Source organism: Serratia sp. N21D137 (assembly GCF_047530005.1).
GTDB classification, from domain to species: domain Bacteria; phylum Pseudomonadota; class Gammaproteobacteria; order Enterobacterales; family Enterobacteriaceae; genus Chania; species Chania fonticola_B.
On sequence record NZ_JBLJAJ010000047.1, the window covers coordinates 1 to 20,674 of the forward strand.

General features: G+C 50.9%; 15 protein-coding genes. 7 read left to right on the forward strand and 8 right to left on the reverse strand.

Annotation, left to right across the window (positions count from 1 at the left end; translation table 11 throughout):
* Positions 1-93: 93 nt before the first annotated feature.
* From ACMV5H_RS23645 to ACMV5H_RS23655, 3 genes are read right to left on the reverse strand one after another with little or no spacing between them, the layout of a single operon-like run.
* The gene (locus ACMV5H_RS23645; RefSeq protein WP_414822585.1) at positions 94-1,236 is read right to left on the reverse strand and encodes a GMC family oxidoreductase N-terminal domain-containing protein; all 1,143 of its coding nucleotides are present in this window, start codon (positions 1,234-1,236) and stop codon (positions 94-96) included.
* Positions 1,223-3,058, reverse strand: a complete 1,836-nt coding sequence (locus ACMV5H_RS23650; RefSeq protein ID WP_414822586.1) for a GMC family oxidoreductase — start codon at positions 3,056-3,058, stop codon at positions 1,223-1,225. Before ACMV5H_RS23650 ends, ACMV5H_RS23645 begins: the two co-directional genes overlap by 14 nt.
* Positions 3,055-3,513 carry a sugar dehydrogenase complex small subunit gene (locus ACMV5H_RS23655; protein ID WP_414822587.1) on the reverse strand — a complete coding sequence of 153 codons (459 nt, stop codon included), beginning with the start codon at positions 3,511-3,513 and terminating at the stop codon, positions 3,055-3,057. Before ACMV5H_RS23655 ends, ACMV5H_RS23650 begins: the two co-directional genes overlap by 4 nt.
* Before the next feature lie 828 nt (positions 3,514-4,341).
* Between ACMV5H_RS23655 and ACMV5H_RS23660 the strand changes: the two genes are divergently transcribed.
* From ACMV5H_RS23660 to ACMV5H_RS23670, 3 genes are all read left to right on the forward strand, one after another.
* A complete protein-coding gene (locus ACMV5H_RS23660; protein ID WP_021806367.1) occupies positions 4,342-4,764 on the forward strand; it encodes a DoxX family protein in 423 nt (140 codons plus the stop codon).
* 367 nt (positions 4,765-5,131) lie between these two features.
* Positions 5,132-7,030, forward strand: a complete 1,899-nt coding sequence (locus ACMV5H_RS23665) for a PAAR domain-containing protein (protein WP_414822588.1) — start codon at positions 5,132-5,134, stop codon at positions 7,028-7,030.
* Positions 7,027-7,692, forward strand: a complete 666-nt coding sequence (locus tag ACMV5H_RS23670; protein WP_179251559.1) for a DUF2931 family protein — start codon at positions 7,027-7,029, stop codon at positions 7,690-7,692. The genes ACMV5H_RS23665 and ACMV5H_RS23670 overlap by 4 nt, the downstream gene beginning before the upstream one ends.
* Before the next feature lie 1,130 nt (positions 7,693-8,822).
* Here the strand turns inward: ACMV5H_RS23670 and ACMV5H_RS23675 are convergent.
* On the reverse strand, positions 8,823-10,286 hold the full coding sequence (locus ACMV5H_RS23675) for a pyridoxal phosphate-dependent decarboxylase family protein (protein WP_179251566.1): 1,464 nt from the start codon (positions 10,284-10,286) through the stop codon (positions 8,823-8,825).
* 15 nt (positions 10,287-10,301) lie between these two features.
* Positions 10,302-11,687 carry a diaminobutyrate--2-oxoglutarate transaminase gene (locus ACMV5H_RS23680; RefSeq protein ID WP_179251567.1) on the reverse strand — a complete coding sequence of 462 codons (1,386 nt, stop codon included), beginning with the start codon at positions 11,685-11,687 and terminating at the stop codon, positions 10,302-10,304.
* 602 nt (positions 11,688-12,289) lie between these two features.
* Here ACMV5H_RS23680 and lysC point away from each other — a divergent pair.
* Positions 12,290-13,651, forward strand: a complete 1,362-nt coding sequence (gene lysC / locus ACMV5H_RS23685) for a lysine-sensitive aspartokinase 3 (protein WP_414822589.1) — start codon at positions 12,290-12,292, stop codon at positions 13,649-13,651.
* A 49-nt stretch (positions 13,652-13,700) separates the two neighbouring features.
* Here lysC and ACMV5H_RS23690 read toward each other — a convergent pair whose 3' ends face one another.
* Together ACMV5H_RS23690 and ACMV5H_RS23695 are read right to left on the reverse strand one after the other, a co-directional pair.
* Complete coding sequence (locus ACMV5H_RS23690; RefSeq protein WP_223499509.1) at positions 13,701-14,480, reverse strand: ATP-grasp domain-containing protein; 780 nt, start codon at positions 14,478-14,480, stop codon at positions 13,701-13,703.
* Between the two features lie 125 nt (positions 14,481-14,605).
* Positions 14,606-15,565, reverse strand: coding sequence for a LysR substrate-binding domain-containing protein (locus ACMV5H_RS23695; protein WP_414822593.1), 960 nt, complete (start codon positions 15,563-15,565; stop codon positions 14,606-14,608).
* Between the two features lie 363 nt (positions 15,566-15,928).
* On the opposite strand from ACMV5H_RS23695, the gene ACMV5H_RS23700 reads away from it, so the two are divergent.
* On the forward strand, positions 15,929-17,215 hold the full coding sequence (locus ACMV5H_RS23700) for an amino acid permease (protein WP_414822594.1): 1,287 nt from the start codon (positions 15,929-15,931) through the stop codon (positions 17,213-17,215).
* A gap of 15 nt (positions 17,216-17,230) precedes the next feature.
* Positions 17,231-18,412: a cystathionine beta-lyase gene (metC, locus tag ACMV5H_RS23705; protein WP_414822590.1), complete on the forward strand. Its 1,182-nt coding sequence runs from the start codon at positions 17,231-17,233 to the stop codon at positions 18,410-18,412.
* 52 nt (positions 18,413-18,464) lie between these two features.
* Here the strand turns inward: metC and ACMV5H_RS23710 are convergent, their stop codons facing one another.
* On the reverse strand, positions 18,465-19,658 hold the full coding sequence (locus ACMV5H_RS23710; protein ID WP_414822591.1) for an MFS transporter: 1,194 nt from the start codon (positions 19,656-19,658) through the stop codon (positions 18,465-18,467).
* Between the two features lie 119 nt (positions 19,659-19,777).
* Here ACMV5H_RS23710 and ACMV5H_RS23715 point away from each other — a divergent pair.
* The coding region (locus tag ACMV5H_RS23715) for a LysR substrate-binding domain-containing protein (RefSeq protein ID WP_414822592.1) at positions 19,778-20,674 on the forward strand (897 nt) is incomplete at its 3' end.

Below are 20,674 nucleotides of genomic sequence, written 5' to 3' on the forward strand. Positions count from 1 at the left end.
GAACCGCTCTTTCTGAGTCAGATGTTTTCCCTGCATGCAACAGGCTCTCCAGTAGGGCCAGAGCGGTGATTTTATCCGGGTCTGGCCAGTGGGTCACTTTGTTGCGTTTCGAGTGGGAATGGGGCATGCGCCTATCGCTTCCGGCGCTAACCCCCAAGACAAGATGGCGGGGTGATCCATCAGGTTACGCCCCAGCTCTCCGCTGGACTGACAGGCCTGTGATGCCTGTAATAACACGGCATTTTCGATGGCGTTGGCGGCCAGAATAAACAGCTCGCTGTGTAAGGTGATCGGCTCAAAGTCATGGCTGCTGTCGTTCTTCCACACCTTGCAGTCCAACGCGCTGATTTTCCCCGTCTCTGGCGCGATATGCAGACGAGAGGCAACCGCCTGGATCAGCAAATCGGCATCCGTTTCCACCAGGGTTTTTAACGCGTTGTAACGAGCCTGGATCGGGCAGATCGGAATACAGCTGGAGTTGCCCATGCAGCGGCGACCCACGGCCGGATTTCCCACCGCACCACGCGGGGTATAACCTGCATTGGGCACGCTGTTTCTGCCTTGCGGAATAGAGCGGATCTGGGCTTTGTCTGCCGTACCGGGTAATTCGGCCTGGGCCAATCCGGCGATCATCCAGCGATCCAGATAGCTCTGGGGGATCTTTTGCATCGGGTACTGATAGCCCTGCGCAAAATGGATGCCGTGGTATTGCTGATCCTGCACATCGGCGGAAACGCCAATTTCGAGTTCAGCGCGTTGATAATACGGCAGTAACTCTTCATAGCTCAGCGGCCAGTCCACGCCACGACCAAACAGCGTGGCCATGGCAAAATCCTCCGGCAGCATCCGTGGACAGCTGCCAAACCAGTGCAGCGAAGTGCCACCCAGCCGGCGGGTATAGTTACTTTCAAAGGGATAGGGCCCCATCTGCACGAAATACCCTTTGTGCGAAGGCTTACCGGGCGTGATGGGTTCAACGTCAGTCACTTCCGGCTGTGGTGCGTTAGGGGAATCGGGATAGGGTGCGTTAGGTGTTTTTGCCACGGCCTGCATAAAGGTTTGCACATGATCCAGGTGCTGGCCAAAGCTGTCGTTGCCCGTCCCGGCTTCGACGATCAGCACCCGGCGGCCAGCGCGGGTCAACTGCTTGGCCATGATACAACCGGCAAATCCTGAACCTACGATCACCGCATCATAGGGTTGGGCGGTGGCTTGCTGCCAATCAATCTGCCGCATGATGCCCCCCGTTCAGATCCTGCAGGATGTTGTGTGCAGCCCAACAGGTGAGCGCCGACATGGTTAACGTCGGGTTTGAGGTACCCATGTTGATCATGTTGCCGCAGCCCACCAGATAGAGGTTGGGATGCTCCCAGGTGCGCTGGTCCTTATTCACCACTGAGCTCTCTGGTGAAACACCCATGCAGTGGGTTCCGGCAAAATGCCCGGCACCGTTAAAGGTGAGGGTTCTGCCGTCTGGGCAGACGAAGGCTCCGGCATCCTCTTTTGAATAGGACGAGTAGTTTTTGATATCGGCCTGGTCGAAGATTTTCATCGACATATCGTAGGCGCTGGCGAAACCGGCTCGGGTATAGGGCGATAAATCGTAGTGAATGACCGGGCGGTAGTTACCCATTATGTCTAGATAATTCGGATCGATGGTGACGCGGTTATCGTACTCCGGCAGCTGTTCCACCAGGATGCCGAAGCGGAATTGACGTGAAACCTGGTCTTTGAGCCTTTGACGTAACTCTTTACCGTGCAGTTGCTCGTCGTCTACCAGAGTGATCACATCTTTCGACGGCGCCTGAGCTGGCCACAGCCAACCGTCGTTGCCCATTTCGAACCGATACGGTGCGTGGTGTTTACGGAAGCTGCCACCGCGCAGATCCTCGATGCCGGAGGTCGCTAATGGGCCACGTAGCGGCCACAATGGCGTTTTCTTGGTTAGGCCCCATGTCAACAGCTCCGGGTGATCCATCAGATGGCGGCCAACCAGATCGTTGCCTTTACAGGCACCGGAGGCCAGTAATAGCACCGCGTTGGCGACAGCGTGGGCGGCGAGCACATAGCGTTTGCCCTTCACCGTATGCAGGCTGTAGGAGTCATTGCCAGGATATCGATAGTGTTTGAACTGAACGCCGTTGATCGCCTTGCTGTGTGGGTCGATATCCAATTGGAACGCCACGCTCTGCAACACGATATCGAGCATTTCGTGGTTGGCGGTGTTCAGCGTTTTCAGTGCATTATATTTGGCCTGAATAGGGCAGATAGGCACGCAACTGGAGTTACCCATGCAACGGTGGCCCACTTTGTCGTTACCCACGGCACCTTTTGGGGTATAGCCCCGGCCCTGATCGTAATCACTATTGGGAACGCTATTGCGTGAGGCGGGCGTTCCGCGCACTTTCAGGGTGTAAGACTTACCGTCATCTTCCACCTGCATGCCATCGATACGGCTGGCCAGTTGCTTGTCGCTCCAGCTCGCGGGCAGGCCGTGCATTGGATAAACATAGCCAGGTGGGAAGGTGACGCCCAGGTAAGACTGTTCTTCTACATTGGCGGAAACCCCAAGCTCCAGCTCCGCCTTACGGTACCACGGCTCCAGCTCTTGATAATCGATCGGCCAATCGATACCCACGCCATACAGCGACTTCAGGCGAAAATCCTCTGGTAGCATGCGCAGCGAGGTGCCGAGCCAGTGCAGGGTGGTGCCACCGAGATAACGGGTGTAGGTCGAACTGAATGGCAGCGGCCCCCGCTGGACAAAGTAACCTTTATCGCTTGGCGTCTTGCTGACTTCGGTTTCCAGCGGTTCCGGGGCATTAGGATTGCTTGGGTAGGGCGCATTGGGGATTTTGATGGTGGCGGTATAAAAGGTGTTGAGGTAGTCCAGATAGCCTTGATAGTCCGTCCCCAATCCGGTACCGGCTTCGACAATCAGGCAGCGTTTTCCCGCTTGCGTCAGGGTTTTGGCAACGATGGCGCCGGAGATCCCACCCCCTACGATCACCACGTCGTACTCGGTTGTCTCTGCTTGTTCAGGAGTGATGATATTCATAGTTTCACCACTGTGGATGTGGTGACTGGCGGTTCAGACCAGGCACCAAAGCCTTGTTGTTTGGCACCCTGTGGATGGGCATGGATCGCATCCCACACCAAGCCCTGTTGATAGCTGTTAGCACTGGGGATCTGGGTATCATTCGGGTTGTCTGGCGAATACCACTGGCCTAGGTACCACAGTTTGATAATGCTGCTCACCAACGTTGACAACTTTTCAGAACCCAGCAGTTGGGTTTCTACAAAGGAAGAGTGCTGTGCAGCATCTGCCGGGAGATCGCCGTACGTTGCCAACAACGTGGTAAAACGTTCTGCCGCGTGCGTTTGTACCCAGTCAAAATAAAAGGCTGCCTGACCCGTACCGAGTAACTCAAAGCGGTCGAAACCGGTTAATAAACGGGAAAGATCGATAAATTGCTGTAGTGCCGCATCGGATGCAAGTTGTTCATCGCTCATAAGGTGCTGCCTGTATGGGTTTTTATTATGGTGGCCTTAATACTGCCACCGGGAAAAATCAATAAAACAGGTTGCATTAGTCATTTTGTTTATTGCTATGGATTAATAGGGCGTATTAATCCCTGAGCCTCCAGTAACGTGGATGTTCATGGTTTTTGTTTTTTAGATGCACTAAAAATAACGCTATTGTAAAAACAATAACGGTAATTTGATGCATGTTAACCTTTTGAATTTAAATGAATAGCGTGTGCTGCGCGCAAGCAAGATCGCCGCTGGTGGCGAACAGCTACGTGAGGCTCACAAAGTTTACTTCCCGGGCTAATGATATTAGCGGTGAATTGCTATGCTAAATAAAATGAAATACACAGAGCGGGCCAGCATTGCGCAGGCGCGTGGTATCTCATTAAAATAAAAGCTCGTTCAGAATGTTACGGGTTAAAATACGTGGTTAAGTTTTTTATTTCTCTTAATCCACCACATTCTTCAGAGTGTAATAAATATGGTATGAGAGGCCATATTCCGCAAGCTTAAGCATTAATAAAGTATTTAATGATATATAATCCCCACGAGGGCGATATGTTTAGCTACCAAAAAACAAATGTCAGCATAAAATGCCAATTATTAACATTTTATTCATATAGATAGAAAGATAATTCTTCTCAAGCTTACTATAACGCCGCGATCTAAGGAGGCGGGCATGCAGGTGGCGTCGGTTTTTATGAAAGTTTATTTAATGTGTTAGATCAAGGTTTACTACGAATTTCGTTGTAAAAATGCAACTTAGGATTAGATTGATTGCGATTATCATTAACTCTCAATAGGTGCAACATGGTGAATTGGTTTAATCGTGTCATGGATCGTCCGGATCTGGGCAAACTGATACTGCGCTTGGCGTTCAGCATTATGATGATATTCCATGGGTGGCATAAACTGATCGGCGGCATCGATTATATCCAGGGATTGCTGACTCAACATGGGTTGCCAGGATTTATCGGTTACGGCGTTTTCGTCGGTGAGCTAGTAGCTCCACTGTTGATTATTTTGGGGATTTTTACCCGCCCGGCGGCGTTGGTGTTTTCATTTACCATGCTGGCTGCTTACCTGCTGATCGATCCCGGCAAGGCGCTGATGCTGACCAAGGTAGGGGCCTGGGGAGCAGAAGATATGGCGGTGTATTTCTTTGCCGGGCTGGCTATCGCTTTCCTTGGCAGCGGTCGCTATTCGGTAATGAAGGATCCGAACTGGCGCTGAGGTAGGCTAGCCGGTATCGCTAGGACTCACTCCGTGGCATTCCAGTGCTGAATGCCACTTCAATATTTGTCAACATTAATACTTAGTTTTCAGCGCGAACACAATTCGCCAACTGGTATAGCTCCAGTGAAAGCCCGATTGCTCTCTCTGTAAGAACCCGTGTGAGATAGGCCGATGATACGCATTGGCATCGATTTCGTGATGTTGACGTTTAACATGCTGGTGTCCACTGGCTTCTTCAAATTGGTCGATTTTTGACAGTTTGTCGTAGAGAGTTTAGTCTGGTTCCGGATACAACCCTTAATAAAACATGGAGTAATGTCATGGAAGAGGCTGACAAAGAGGCTCGCAGGATATGAGCAGAGGAATGAACTACCAGGGAATATCGGTCATTTGCCAGGGCGATACCACCACCACAGGGGGGCGGGTACTGGAGGGGGTTCTGGGAAATCGTTACACGTGTGATGGTATTCCCGTCGCGCTGAAAGGGAATAAGGTTTCGTGTCCGGCTTGCGGGAAAATCGGGGTTATTGCCGAAGGGGAAGCAAACTTAAGTTTTTATGGTGTACCAACGGCACTTGACGGCCATCGTGTGGCTTGTGGTTGCCCGGCTGGTAGCCATCGTCTTGTTGCGAGCAGTCAACCGCTCTCGGTTGCCCCATCTATCTCTCCGCGCTCAATGCCGATGAATAGCGGACCGGCAGCGGCGCCAGCGCAGTATGCTCAAAGCGCTAAGAAACAGGCAGCAGAGCCAGAGCAGCACGCACAGGCTGCCAAAAAGGAAAGGCAGAAGCGGGAAATTACCCTGACCATCGGGGTGTTTTTCGACGGCACCGGCAATAATGCGGATAATACCGCAGCCAGCCTTGATGCCTGCTCCGGAGAGCATTTTGGGATGAACAATGCCGATGCTCACTCAGCTTATTTCCAATGCGTTCAACTAAAAAGCGGACACAGCGGCTTCGCAGCAGGAAGTCATCTCGGCTATTACACCAATGTTCACTGGCTAAATATTCTGTATAACCAAAAACTCACTGCCGATACGGGATACGGCCAGCGTGCAATTTATATCGAGGGGATTGGTACGGAAAGCGGGGAAGGCGACAGTACTTACGGGATGGGCACCGGCAGAGGTAACTCCGGAGTGGTGAGAAAAACCGATAAGGCAGTCGCTATGCTGGTTGCTGCTATCAAAGGTTATCTGGATAACCTGCCTGACGCCAGTTCCTGGACCATCAAAGAATTGCAGTTTGATATTTTCGGGTTCAGTCGGGGAGCTGCAGCGGCACGGCATTTTGCCAACCGGATATTCAGTCAGGATCAGGCGATTATCGCTGCCATCAAGGCCGGCTTGGGAAGTATTGAGTTCTCAGGCACTCCCGGCGGTAAAACCCGTTTTCTGGGGATATTTGATACGGTGGCTGGCATCGGTACGCCGGTCAACGGGTTCAATCCGCACAGCGCCGATACGGGCGAGGTGAATATTGTGCTGCGTCCGGGGGTGGCCGAGAAGGTTTTTCATATCACCGCACAGCACGAATGCCGGTTTAACTTTGCGTTGAACAGCGTGAAACCTGCATGGCCGGAACTGGCTTTGCCCGGTGCACACTCTGACATTGGTGGCGGTTATAACCCTGATGAGTACGAAGCCTATTTCATCACCCGTCCGCAGTTTGAAACCGTACCCTTTTCCACACCTGATACGAAAACGCGGGTTTATCAACAGGCCTGTGAGCAGCTCAGTGCGATGGATACCTGGCCAGCGATTGGCCCTTTGTTGCAGGCATTGGAGATTAACATTGACACCTGGCACGACGAGCGGATGCCAGCCGATCGCTACGGCATGCCGCAAAAACGCAGCGGGGCGGCAGCGGTCATTGAGCGCCCGACGCGCAACGACTGGTCGAGAGTGGTGCTGCGGGTAATGATCGATGCGGCGCAGGACGCAGGCGTGGCATTCGATTCTATTCGTAATACGAATACAGAATTATGGCTTAGTCCAGAACTCAATAGCTTGTGTGAAAAAGCGATTGTGATGGGCCGAGCGGTACGGAATGGGGCGTCTGCTCCCAGATTTGCTACTCAGGAAATCGAAATACTGGCAGAAAAATATATTCACTGTTCAGCCAACTGGAACAGCGTTGTCAGGGACGGTGAGGGGATGATAGCTGGAGCAGTCAAACCGGCGAAGCTGGTGAACTTTACCAACCGTCCAGACGAGCGCTGGCAGCGGACAGTTTACGATATGGTGGGAAATAAAATATGAAAATAATCCGTTTGGCAGGGTTTCTTCCTGTACTGCTGCTGACGGCGTGCCAGATTCACAGTGCGGGCAAGCCCGAGGCTTCAGTGCAAAACGATGTGCCCACCGATTGGAGATTTAATTTTTTCACGCCCAAGGCTCTACCTGCACGGGTAACGTTTGTCGCCATCCTTGATGCTAACGGTACTGATTACCGGTTTAATACGCTGGACAGCACCCCGGACCTGGATAAAGTCATCGGTAATTGGAATGATACCGATCGAGCACCCGGAGGGCACTGGAATCACGTTAAACATCCCCCTAGGCATATTCTTTTTTGCTGGGACTCCGTGATTGATAAAAGAGTGTATGAAACTCGCCTGACCCTGTCTGACGCCGTTGTGGATAAAATGCGCAAACCCAGCGTGTATAAGGATTATCAGGGTAATATCCGGTATTACGACAACATACAAATTGGTCTGGCTCCGGAAGGTAAGATTGCAGTCTGGCTACGAGGTATCGGTAATCAGCCTAATATTCGCGTGACGCCATCAGTCTTAAAGACCGTGTCTGGGGATAAATTAGAGCTTTGCAAAGGAATAACCAAGAGTGATTTTTCTTATGGATATGACAAAGACATAATAGATTTTATTAAGGGGAAAGCGTATCCGTATGGTAATTGGTAGCAGAAATTGTTCCTAACATGACAGTTTTGCTGTTGAAGCACTTGGGTGAAGAGCGGTAACTAGTGTTAACGTGAAGATTGCGAAAACGAAATCCTGCCCGATCACCATTTTGAGGCTCTAAATGCTCTGGCAGAGAAAGTTATGTTTTTGTTGGATAGGCTTCTTGATGGAAAGCTTATCTTTGTGGCTCGTGATGATGGGATGCTGGCCAGGCTTGGCAAGGGTCGAGACAGTTGGGCACTCGAACAACCAGAAATTGTTCCAATGATTTCGTGTAGTCGTAGAATCTAGGGATGGGTGCATAATAGACTCAGTTCTCGACTTGCCAACCAACTGCTAATGAAGAGCAGGCTTTGTCGGTTGCATCAGCGGATTGCTTAGATGAGATTTGCTACTGAAAAATCAGATAAGAGCATGAGGTTGACTGGCCACGTGAATTTTTGACCAGGGTCAATGAAGACCAATGACAGTACCAGATAGCCAGATTCCACGTATCGTCACCTTGGTGCGCATAATGTATATTATGTTAAATTGCATTGGTGATTACGCACCGGGTTATCCCGCTATGTTTATCTCACCTCACCTTCACGCTTTGTCTGCTTGGTTTTCTAGAAGTTGGTTCATGGGTGGCGATTATTCGAGTTGATACACAGTCGGCTTCAATCCCCGATCAGTGTTCCTTGATGGAAACGCATTTGCCAATGGCCTCCACTGTCTTGTGACGATTGCAACCAGATCGAAGAACGCTCGGCACGGCGAACTATGCTGCCATCCGCATCACGTTGAAAACTTTTATACCTCAACAATACGGCACCATCGGCAATCTTCACCAGTTTGAACTCTTCGGCAAAATCTGTGGCTGGCCGCTTTCCAACTTTAGCGCAGCAATGGTTTGCTGTCTGTCATAGCGCAGCCCGGAACAGCCGATCTCTTCAAAATCGTCATGCAGCAATTTTCCAACGAGATTAGCATCAGTTGTGCAATATCGTTCAAAACGCCCTTCTTTTTTGATCGCGCTACGTGAAATCTGAGAAATAATGGCTGTTATTACCCAACAGATTTCACCAGAGGAAGCATTATGACTGCGCCGAATTGACTAGCAACTCGACGCAGATTTGGTTACTAAAGGATTACGCGTTGAGCAATTTTTCAGCCGTCTCTTTCACGCTGGCCAGCAGGATTTTTACTTCCTCCAGACAAACCGTTGGGTTCAGCAGCGTTAGCTTAAGACATGTTACCCCATCTGCTTCTGTTACCCCAACGTTGGCGCTACCTGATGCCAACAGAACATCGCCGATACGCTGGTTTAACAGCGCGATAAACGCACGATCGTCGCTTTTCGGGCAGAAACGGAACAGTACGCTTGCCAACTGTGGCTGCATAACCAGTTCCAGATGCGGTTGTGCAGAGACATACTCAGCCACTTTCTGTGACAACGTAACGCCATTATCAATGATTTCGGCGTACTGCTTTTTACCCAACGCCTCAAGGCCCATCCACAGTTTCAGGGCATCAAAACGACGTGTGGTTTGCAGTGATTTTGACACCAGGTTCGGTACGCCCTGTTCTTCGTCAAAATCAGAGTTCAGGTACGCCGCCTGATAACGCATCAGCTCGTAATGGCGTGCGTCTTTCAGCAGGAATGCCCCACAGCTGATGGTCTGGAAGAACTGCTTGTGGAAATCCAGTGTCACGGAATCTGCGGATTCCAAGCCGTTCAGGTAGTGGCGATACTTCTCAGAAAGCAGCAGCGCTCCGCCCCATGCGGCATCCACGTGAACCCAGATTTTTTCCTGCGCGGCCAGCGCGGTGATTTCCTCTAACGGATCAATCGCACCCGCATCGGTCGTACCGGCGGTGGCCACAATCGCCAGCACCTGCTCACCGTTGGTTTTCGCCTGCGCCAGTTTGGTTTTCAGGTCAGCGATATCCATACGCGAGAACGCATCGGTTTTCACCTGAGTGACTGACTGGTAGCCCAGCCCCATCAACGCCATGTTTTTTTGCACGGAGAAGTGTGCGCTTTCGGAGCAGAACACTTTGATTTTGCTCAGATCGCCCGTTAAACCATGCTGCTGAACGGAGTGCCCCTGACGCGCGAAGAAAGCATCACGCGCCAGCATCAGCCCCATAAGGTTACTCTGGGTACCGCCACTGGTGAACACGCCGGCATCACCGGCGCTGTATCCTATCTGCTCACGCAGCCACTCGATGAGTTTGATCTCAATGATGGTGGCTGACGGGCTTTGATCCCAGGAGTCCATGCTCTGGTTAGTGGCATTGATCAGCACCTCTGCTGCCTGGCTAATCACCAGGCTCGGGCAGTGCAGATGCGCCACACATTGTGCGTGATGTACAGAGAGGCTGTCCTTGAGGAAATACTCAACTGCACGCTCAATGGCGGCCTGGTTACCTAGGCCCTGAGAGGTAAAGTTCAACTGAATGCGCTCGCGCAGCTGGTCGACGGTTTTCCCCTGATACATTTCTGGCTGCTTTAACCATTCGATAACGGCTTTGCTGCTTTGCTCAATGGCATCCTGGTAGGCGGCGATACTTTGCGCCGAACCGGACAGAATTGGGTTGTTATCAGACACGATAGTTAACTCCGATTAAACCGGCTCCATGCCAGTGGCCAGCAAGGCGTTTTCAAATTTATCGAGGAAAATTTCCAGCTCAGCGTCGGTGATCAGCAGTGATGGCAACAGGCGTAGTACGCAACCATGACGGCCGCCTCGCTCCAGAATCAGACCGGATTCGAAGCATTTTTTCTGCAGCAATGCCGAAAGCTCGCCATCCGCCGGATAGCATCCCATGTGATCCTGTGCTTCGTTAGGCTTCACGATTTCAATGCCGATCATCAGGCCCAGGCCGCGTACATGGCCGATAGCCGGGTAACGTTTTTGCAGTTCGGCCAGTTTGCCTTTCAGCCACTCGCCCTGGGCGGCAACTTTATCCGCAATGGCGTTGTCTTTAAGGTGCTTAAGCGTGGTCAGACCGGTGGCCATTGCCAACTGGTTACCGCGGAATGTTCCGGTATGGTGGCCTGGCGCCCATGCGTCAAACTGTTTTTTGATGCCCAGTACGGCCAACGGCAGACCGCCACCGACAGCTTTAGACATAACGATGATGTCTGGCTCGATACCTGCGTGTTCAAACGCGAACAGCTTACCGGTGCGTGCGAAACCAGCCTGGACTTCGTCGATGATCAGCAGAATGCCATGGTCCTGCGTAACTTTACGGATGCGCTGCAGCCACTCGGCTGGAGCCGGGTTCACACCGCCCTCGCCTTGAACCGCTTCGAGGATCACCGCCGCTGGTTTGCGTACGCCGCTTTCCACGTCGTTGATCAAGTTATCGAAGTAGTACGTCAGCGCTTTAACACCTGCTTCGCCACCGATGCCCAGCGGGCAGCGATACTGATTCGGATAAGGCATAAACTGCACTTCCGGCATCATGTTGCTGACGGCTTCTTTTGGTGACAGGTTACCTGTTACGGAGAGCGCACCGTGCGTCATACCGTGGTAGCCGCCGGAGAAACTGATGATGCTTGAACGGCCGGTTACTTTTTTAGCCAGTTTGAGCGCGGCTTCAACCGCATCAGCGCCAGACGGACCGGTGAATTGCAGGCAATACTCTTTGCCCTGGCCCGGTAATAAAGAGAGTAAATAGGAGGAAAATTCGTCTTTCAGAGGTGTGGTAAGGTCCAGCGTATGTAACGGTAAGCCGCTGCTGATGACACTTTGAATGCTTTGAAGCACGTCAGGATGATTATGACCCAGCGCCAGAGTCCCGGCGCCTGCAAGACAATCAAGATATTGATTATTTTCAACATCAGTAATCCAAACGCCCTGCGCTTTGGCAATTGCCAATGGCAGTTTCCGTGGATAGCTTCTGACGTTAGACTCAAACTCGGCCTGTCTCGCTAAAAAGGTATCATTGCTTTGTGGTAATGAACTAGCACTTAAAGTATCAATACGGACTTTATCCGTCATCATATCACTCCCACAACCTCGGGTATTATTAACGCCGGGTTGAATAAAAGGTTAAGGGGATTGCCTGTAAAAACGCGGCCAATATATAGCATTTTAATGGTGTACTCAATCATTTGTTTCAACATGCAATTAACCCTTTAAAGTCAAATCATAACAATAAGTTACCTTTCGCTGCGCATTAATTTTTGTTACCAATATCGCACAAAGCGTTACGAATGCCCGGATTAGATACAACGTCATGAAAACCATCGTTTTGCTATGGTTTTATTCTTTTGTTACACGATTTTACCGTTAAGAATGTTAGGTATTGGCCTGTAAGGCATTCTTTTTTACTGATTTATTGCGAAATAAAATAAAAATGTCGATCCATTAAGATAAATCACTTACTATGGCGCGCTTATTTTACTCTCCGTAAATAAAGAATTAATGCGCATCACACCGGTAACGCGTAAGAGGCAATACACGTTATCGACAACAGGAGGCTTTCCTGGGTTGTCATCAGAAATGTTCGCGGGCGGACATTTCGTAAGGCGAAGCGTGCTTCCCTTATGCCGAGAATGAAAATTTTCTTGCCATTTTTTATGGCGCCCTGATATGAGATTGTTATGACAAGCATTTATCCACAATTCGTCGTTGCCAAGTTTGGCGGTACCAGCGTTGCTGACTTTGACGCGATGAATCGCAGTGCTGGCATTGTTCTTGCTGATGACCACGTCCGCCTGGTCGTTTTGTCTGCCTCCGCAGGGGTCACAAATCTATTGGTCGAACTTTCTGAAGGGCTGGAAAGTCGTGATCGTATGGATAAAATTGATACCCTTCGCACTATCCAGTACAACATTATTTCCCGCCTGAAAGCGCCGCTGGTCATCAGCAAAGAAATCGATCAGCTCCTTGAAAATATTGCCCGCCTTGCCGAGACGGCATTGACAATGCCTTCCACGGCGCTGAGTGATGAACTGGTCAGCCATGGCGATTTGATGTCGAGCCTGTTATTTGCTGAAGTGCTTCGTGAACGTGCAGCGCAAGCAGAATGGTTTGATGCCCGTAAAGTCATTCGAACCAACAACCTCTACGGTTGCGCCGAACCCAATATCAACCTGGTCGAGGATCAGGCAGAAGCCCATCTGCGGCCGCGTATTGAGCAGGCGATTGTTATCACCCAGGGTTTTATCGGCAGTGATGACGCCGGGCATACCACCACGCTGGGCCGGGGCGGCAGCGACTACACCGCCTCCCTGCTTGGGGAAGCATTGCAGGCCGCACGTGTCGATATCTGGACTGATGTGGCCGGGATCTACACCACCGATCCGCGCATTGTGGCGCAGGCCCGGCGTATTGACCATATCTCCTTTTCCGAAGCCAGCGACATGGCTGCTTTTGGTGCGAAAGTGCTCCACCCGGCGACCCTGTTACCCGCGATGCGGAAAAATATCCCGGTCTTTGTAGGTTCCAGCAAAAATACCGCTGCCGGTGGAACGCTGGTTCGCCGTGAGACAGAGAATCCGCCACTTTATCGTGCGATTGCCATTCGCCGTAAACAGACGTTGTTGAGATTGCACGACCTGCATACGCAACCTGCATACAGATTCTTTGCCGAAATGTTCGCGATTCTGGCAGAACATCGGGTTGATGTGGACCTGGTTACCACCTCCGAGAGCTGTATAGCGCTAGCCCTGAATTCCACGGGATCCACTTCGGGAGAAGATCACACCCTGACCACCGCGTTGCTTACAGCACTCTCTTCTCATTGCCGAGTTGAGATTGAAACCGGGCTGGCCTTGGTCACGCTGATTGGCAATCAACTCCATCGTGGCGCGGGCGTTTGCCGGGATACATTTGTGGATCTGGATGAGTATGCCGTGCGCATGATTTTCCATGGCGCATCGAATGATAATCTTTGCTTCATGCTACCAAGCGAAGTCGCTGACAGCGCGGTTGTAGCGCTACACCGTAGGTTATTTGAGTAAGTTAAATGGGGCGTTTACACGCCCCTGAAACGCCTGCCTATTTGGGCTCCTATGACGCCATAAATATCCGTACAAAGCGCTCAACCGGCCATTCCTTGATGTCGGATACCTGCCCATCCCCGATCTCTATAAGCCGGAGCTGACCTGCATCATTTTCAATCATATCTATGGAGAAAAATGGAGCATCGACGAGCTGTGCGATTTCAATAACCACCTCTGGAATAATTCCGTCAGCAGAGAAAACCTTGCCATTCAATGAAAAATATCTGCGCTCACTCTCGGGGACAAAATTTTCAAAACGTCTAAGGCTGACTCCCCCTTCAATCTTCCCTCGGAAGTGCTCAATGGATTTCAACACTTCGCGGATCTCATCGGCATTTGCGGCAACAGAGCCTCTGGAAGTTGTCAGTGATTTAACATAATCCTTAACGAAGTAACACGGCCACTTAAGCCGATCGGTCAGCATATCGAAATCAGCATCTGCACTGACCAATACGGTTTCCGGCGTATACTTTTGGCAAATTTCGTACCAGCCGGTGATGTAATGACACCGAATATAATCATCAAATGATTCAAGCATTTGCCCGCCACTCAGCGAAACGGCTCTATGCAGTTGTTGATACTCTTCCGGGCTCAGCATCCATCCACGCCATATCACGGGGACATCTGGCTCAAAGCTGTGAGAGAACTTGTACTTTCCCATCGAGGCGTGTTCAGAGGACAGCAGCACACAGGTTAATCCATTCTGTCTGGCACAGTTAAACTCCTGCTCAAAGGTTTCATCGGCCTTGGCAGGGTTAAAGTAATCACTGGGATAAATCAGCTGCATTTAAATTCACCCTATTTCCATTTATTTTACGGCACCGTAATGGCTTATCCACTGCCAGTCAATCTGTTGTCGGAACCTTAATGCCTACTCTGCCATCAACTTCACATTCTGGATGACAAACACAGCTACCCTGCCATCCAATCGTCCCAGACAGGCGTCGATGAGATTTTTTCCACAATAAAATCAATAAAGCTTCTCACCTTGGGATCTTGATAATGCCCTGGATGGTACAGTGCGAAAAGATGGTACTCATGCTCTTTAGCTTCGTGATCCAGCAAAATGGGGATCAACTCGCCATCAGCGATATGGTCACCCAGCATGTAGGTCGGCAGATTGACGATCCCCTGATGATGGAGCGCAGCCTGTAGCAGCCCCAAGGTACTGTTCACCTCGACGATGTTATTGATTTTTAACGAATGCCCATCGCCGCCAATAAAGTGCCAGTTATCAGAAACGTTTGGATTGATCAGGCAGTCGTGATCCTCCAGGTCTGCCAGGGTTTTCGGCAGGCCACGGCGTTCAAAGTAGCGCCGGCTGGCGCAATAAACCCAGTTGATCTTACAGATTTTGCGCAAAGCAAAATTACTCGGCGGGTGTGCGGTAATACGCAGCGCAATATCGATATTCTCTTCGTTAAGGTTGACGCATTGGTCATTTAAATCGACAGACAATCTGACGTCGGGGTTGATTTCTCTATAGTCACTGTACAAACGCATCAGATGGGTAACGCCGAAGGCAATTGAACAGGTAATTTTGAGCTGGCCCTGTGGGTGGCTGCGGAAACTGGAGGTATTAACCAAGGAGTCATCCAGATCCGCCAGCAGGTGTTGCGCCCGGAACAGCAGATATTTGCCTGGCTCGGTCAAAATCAGGTTACGCGTGGTCCTTTTCAGCAAAACGATGCCAAGATACTCTTCCAGTTGGGAAATGCTGCGGCTCACCGATGACGGCGTGAGGTTCAACTTCAGCGCTGCGGCAGAAAAACTGTTACATTCAACGACCTTGATAAAGATTTCCAACTGCCGGAAGATGGCGTAGTTGTCGATTTTTGCCTTGAATGAAACGGAACCCCTGGTTGACGACATCATCTGCCGGTACCCCTTTGTGAATTTATACGGCCGCATGGATCTGATATCAGGCTAGCAAAAAAACGCTAAGTCATTAAAATTCCTATACATTATAATTGACTATACTCACTAGATAGCGACGCTACCAACCCTTTCAGTCAGTTTTCATAAAAAGCACATAAAATAGGACAGCCATCAACTTTTGCGTTTCACGCACAAGTATTTTCATTTAATAACACCGCTAGCTGCTTTAAGTTTTACTTACCAGTACGTACTATGTTTCTATGTCAGATAAGGCTACCTCTGACAAACGCGATGTTTTACATAACTTCTCATTTCGTGAGAACACGGCTGTGATCATCTTGCGACAGGAAGACAATGATGAATAGCATAATAAATACAGATATCAAGTCTAAAGACGCGTATAAAAGCATTCCGTTTACCCGATATGACTTCGGCTGGGTTATTCTCTGCATAGGTATGGCCATCGGTTCCGGCATTGTTTTCATGCCAGTTCAAGTGGGCATTAAAGGCACTTGGGTATTTATCACTTCGGTTATCATTTCTTATCCGGCGATTTATTTGTTGCAAAGTCTTTACCTTAAAACATTATCAGAAAGTGAAGATTGCCAAGACTATACTAACGTCATTACGCAATATCTCGGGAAAAACTGGGGATTTTGGCTAGGTATTGCCTATTTCCTGATGTTACTACACAGCATGTTTTCTTATTCCCTGGCCGTTACTTTTGACAGCGCCTCCTATATTCAGACCTTTGGGCTGACGGAAGGCTTGCTGTCAGACTCCATCTGGTATGGGTTGGTGGTGCTGGTTGCCTTGGTCAGCATTGCCGCTCAAGGGGAACGGTTGTTGTTCAAGGTCTCCGGCCCGATGGTGTGCGTTAAATTTGGGATTATCGTTGTATTAGGGGGCGTGATGGTTCCACATTGGAACTTGAATAATATTACTGCTTTCCCTGAACTGCTGCCATTTATGCGCGACGTGTTTTTGACGTTACCCTTTACCCTTTTCTCCATTCTGTTTGTTCAGATACTTAGCCCGATGAACATTGCTTATTGCAAAGTTGAATCGGATAAACGTATTGCCACCTATCGAGCTATCCGCGCCAACCGTGTTGCTTATATTATCCTGGCGGTTGCGGTATTGTTCTTTGCCTTCTCGTTCACTTTTGCTATCAGCCATGAGCAGGCCGTTTCCGCTTTTGAGCAAAATATCTCTGCATTAGCTATTGCAGCTCAGGTTATTCCCGGATCTGTTGTGAGAGTAATGAGCGCCTTGCTGAATATTTTTGCCATCTTAACGGCGTTTCTCGGGATTTATTTAGGGTTCCAGGAGGCGATCAAAGGGATTGTGACTAATATTATCTGCCGTTTTATTCCGGAAGAAAAAATCAATCAAAAAGTGCTTCACATTGCCATCAGCGTTGGCGTTGTGCTGGGGTTATGGGCGTGGATTTCAACCCGCTTCTCTATCCTGTTCTTTATGCAACTGGGGAGCCCTTTGTTCGGGTTGGTATCATGCTTGATCCCTTGCTATCTGGTGTATAAAGTCGAAGCACTTCATAAGTTTAAGGGGCCCGCCGTTTGGTTTATCACTTTCTTCGGTATTTTGCTTTGCCTGTCCCCCTTCTTTAAATTTTTCGAATAAACGATGAGGTTAGCAATGAGTAAATCACCAAGCTCGGATTTCAGCATCGGCACCCGGATTACACAGATCGGCCGAGATCCCGCCAAACAGGCCGGATTTGTCAACTCAGCGGTTTATCGGGGTTCAACGGTTATTTTTCCTACCGTCAGCGATATTGAGCATAACCGAGCCGAGTTTAACTACGGGACGATGGGCACACCCACGATCGCTAATCTAGAAAATGCGTGGAGCGAACTGGCTGGAGCGGCAGGGACAGTGCTCTCACCCTCCGGGCTGGGCGCAATTGCGCTGGCATTGCTCACTACGTTGAAAGCAGGCGATCACCTGTTAATGCCTGACAGCGTGTACAAACCTACTCGCCTGTTTTGTGCTGGGATGTTGGGCAAAATGGGGATCGAAACCACCTACTATGATCCATTGATTGGCGCAGACATCGGCACCTTGTTCCGCCCTAACACTACCACCCTTTTTTTAGAATCTCCTGGCTCTCAAAGCTTTGAAATCCAGGATATTCCAACCATGACGGCGCTGGCAAAACAGCAAGGGATCGCCACCATTATTGATAATACCTGGGCAACGCCGGTATTTTTCCGCGCCCATGAACATGGTTGTGATATTTCCGTAGAGGCGGGTACCAAGTATTTGGGCGGGCATTCCGATTTACTGATGGGCGTGGTTTCAGCCAATGATGCCTGGTGGCCTAAATTACGCGAAACCTATGATCTGATGGCGATGTTGCCGGGCGCAGAAGACTGTTTTCTCGCCCTACGGGGTTTGAGGACCATGTACTTGCGCTTGAAGGAGGCAGAAAAGCGCGGGCTGGAGATGGCTCATTGGCTAAAATCCCGCCCGGAGGTATTGAAAGTGCTCCACCCGGCCTTCCCTGATTGCCCAGGGCATGAATTCTGGAAACGCGACTTTACAGGTTCTTCGGGCCTGTTCTCTATCATTTTGCAGCCGGAATATACCAAGGCTGGTGTTGATAACATGTTGGATAACATGTCGATTTTTGCCATGGGTTACTCGTGGGGAGGTTTTGAAAGCCTGGTGATCCCGTTTAACTGTGCCGAATACCGCACCGTGACGCAGTGGCAACCCGGCGGCCGGGCGCTGCGCTTGCAGATTGGGCTGGAGGATATGGATGAACTGAAAGCCGATCTGGAGCAAGGATTTGAAAGATTGAAGCAATTTAGTTGAGACGTGATTTTTGCCAAGGTGACCGCATAGTCGGTCACCTTCCCTTTCCTAGTTATTTCGCGCTTTGCCGCCGAAAGCGTACAAGCCAAGCCGCCAGCAAAATGGCCGTTATCGCGATGCCTGCGGCAACGAAACCAATGTTTTCCAATCCCCATTGAGGGATCACCAGACCACCGATAATGGCGCCAAGGCCCGTACCGGCATTGGCAGCAGAGACGTTCAACGTTCCGGCTAGCGCCTGAGCGTGTGAGGCGGACTTCATCACCCGAACCTGACAGATTGGAAACAGCGCTGTATAGGCGATACCCCAAAGCGCAAGTGCCAACCATAACAGAATGAGCGAGTCTGCCGCTGGTACGCTGGCCATCATGCCTATGCCCAGCAATAACGAGAATATGGCGGTAGCGCCCAGTGGGCTGCGGTCTACAAAGCGCCCGCCCAGCCAGTTACCGACCAGGCCGATAGCACCGAAGCCCATGAGCCACCAACCGACTTGCGCCGGAGCCACACCGGCGATGCGCTCCAGCATGTCGGCTAGATAAGTGTAAGCCGTAAACATTGCGGTGAACACAACGACCGATAACACAACGTTACCGACAAAATAGGGGTCTTTGAGGATGCGAGTCTGTTCTGCCAGCCTTAGCCGTTCGGGGCGTGCCAGGGTCGGCATGAAGATCGCCAGGGCCAATGTCATAACCAGCGACAGCCCGGCCAGTATCCAGAAGGTGCCGCGCCAGCCGATAAGGTCCGACGCTAGCGTTCCCAGTGGAATACCAAACAGTAAGGCGGCTGAGATCCCAAGATACACCTGCGATACTGCGCGACCGGCACGATGCGGCCCGGCAATCTGTCCGGCCGTCTCGCTGGCCGTCCCCCAGAACACGGGCAGCACCAGCGCGGGAATGAACCTGGCAATCGCAAGCACCCAAACGTTCGGAGCGATTGCGGCCAGAGCGTTTGAGAGGCTAAAGATCATCAGAATACAGATAAACAGGCGCTTACGTTCAATGTGTGACAACAGCGCAGTCAGCAAAGGGCCGAACAGCATCACCGTGAAGGCGAACAAGGTAACGAATTGGCCAGCAGCGGAAATTGAAATATCCAAGTCGCGTGCCAATGCTGGCAATAGTCCGACGATCAGGTATTCGGTGGTGACGATGACGAAAGCCGCCACCGCAAGAATGACGATGGAAAGGCGGCTACGGCTCGCCGAAATGGCGGTGCCCGGTACGGTAATCGAAGACATCAAAAAGGCTCCTGCATGGGGATTTGCTGTTGCCCTTAGTATATTTAAGAAATATATTCTCATTATTGATATATTTTACCGACATTATTGAATTTAATTCCTTAGTAAGTGAGGGCAGCATGATCCCATCGGAGCGGCTTAAGGGCATCGAAACCTTCGTGGCGACGGCCGATGCAGGCAGTTTCACGGCAGCGGCAGAGCAATTGCACTTGACCAGCTCTGCCGTCAGCAAAAGTGTGGCGCGCCTTGAAGTTCGGCTCGGGACCCGGCTTTTCGAGCGCACCACCCGCCGCTTGGCTCTGACGGATGCGGGGGCAGCGTTCTACCGCACTTGCGTACGAGTGCTGGCCGATTTGGAAGAGGCTGAAGCCGTGCTCGCCGCACAGCACAGCGAACCGATGGGTCGTCTGCGGCTAGATGCTCCGGCGACATTTGGCCGCCTTCGGGTTTGGCCGCTGCTGCTCCAGTTCTCACAGCAACACCCGCACTTACGCCCGCATGTCTCTTTGACCGATCGCTTCGTTGATTTGCTTGAAGAAGCCATTGACGTGGCGGTGCGTATTGGTGGTCCGGATCATTGGCCTACCTCAGTTGGCCATCGCTACCTGGGCTGTGAACGCCTCATTTTCTGCGCCTCTCCCGATTACCTGGCCCGCAACGGGACACCGACATCGCCCGCCGAACTGTCTCGCCATGATGCCGTGCTCTATGGTAAGGCCGATGGAACCACGGGCCCGTGGTTGATCGCGCATGATGCTGGAATGATTGAGCGGCGCACAATGGAGGGCCGCATTATCGTCGGAAATGGCGAAGCTCAGGTTGCCGCCGTTAAGGCTGGGTGCGGTATCGCACAGTTGGCAACATGGCTGGTCTGCGATGAAATTGCACGTGGGCCCCATTCCCACTCGAAACGCAACAAAGTGACCCACTGGCCAGACCCGGATAAAATCACCGCTCTGGCCCTACTGGAGAGCCTGTTGCATGCAGGGAAAACATCTGACTCAGAAAGAGCGGTT

What these genes read in the sequence shown, in the direction of transcription:
- metC (WP_414822590.1), top strand. Translation starts at nt 17,231, where the DNA reads ATGAGTAAATCACCAAGCTCGGATTTCAGCATCGGCACCCGGATTACA.
- ACMV5H_RS23665 (WP_414822588.1), top strand. Translation starts at nt 5,132, where the DNA reads ATGAACTACCAGGGAATATCGGTCATTTGCCAGGGCGATACCACCACC.
- ACMV5H_RS23700 (WP_414822594.1), top strand. Translation starts at nt 15,929, where the DNA reads ATGAATAGCATAATAAATACAGATATCAAGTCTAAAGACGCGTATAAA.
- ACMV5H_RS23710 (WP_414822591.1), bottom strand. Translation starts at nt 19,658, where the DNA reads ATGTCTTCGATTACCGTACCGGGCACCGCCATTTCGGCGAGCCGTAGC.
- ACMV5H_RS23650 (WP_414822586.1), bottom strand. Translation starts at nt 3,058, where the DNA reads ATGAATATCATCACTCCTGAACAAGCAGAGACAACCGAGTACGACGTG.
- ACMV5H_RS23680 (WP_179251567.1), bottom strand. Translation starts at nt 11,687, where the DNA reads ATGATGACGGATAAAGTCCGTATTGATACTTTAAGTGCTAGTTCATTA.
- ACMV5H_RS23660 (WP_021806367.1), top strand. Translation starts at nt 4,342, where the DNA reads ATGGTGAATTGGTTTAATCGTGTCATGGATCGTCCGGATCTGGGCAAA.
- ACMV5H_RS23690 (WP_223499509.1), bottom strand. Translation starts at nt 14,480, where the DNA reads ATGCAGCTGATTTATCCCAGTGATTACTTTAACCCTGCCAAGGCCGAT.
- ACMV5H_RS23645 (WP_414822585.1), bottom strand. Translation starts at nt 1,236, where the DNA reads ATGCGGCAGATTGATTGGCAGCAAGCCACCGCCCAACCCTATGATGCG.
- lysC (WP_414822589.1), top strand. Translation starts at nt 12,290, where the DNA reads ATGACAAGCATTTATCCACAATTCGTCGTTGCCAAGTTTGGCGGTACC.
- ACMV5H_RS23655 (WP_414822587.1), bottom strand. Translation starts at nt 3,513, where the DNA reads ATGAGCGATGAACAACTTGCATCCGATGCGGCACTACAGCAATTTATC.
- ACMV5H_RS23695 (WP_414822593.1), bottom strand. Translation starts at nt 15,565, where the DNA reads ATGTCGTCAACCAGGGGTTCCGTTTCATTCAAGGCAAAAATCGACAAC.
- ACMV5H_RS23670 (WP_179251559.1), top strand. Translation starts at nt 7,027, where the DNA reads ATGAAAATAATCCGTTTGGCAGGGTTTCTTCCTGTACTGCTGCTGACG.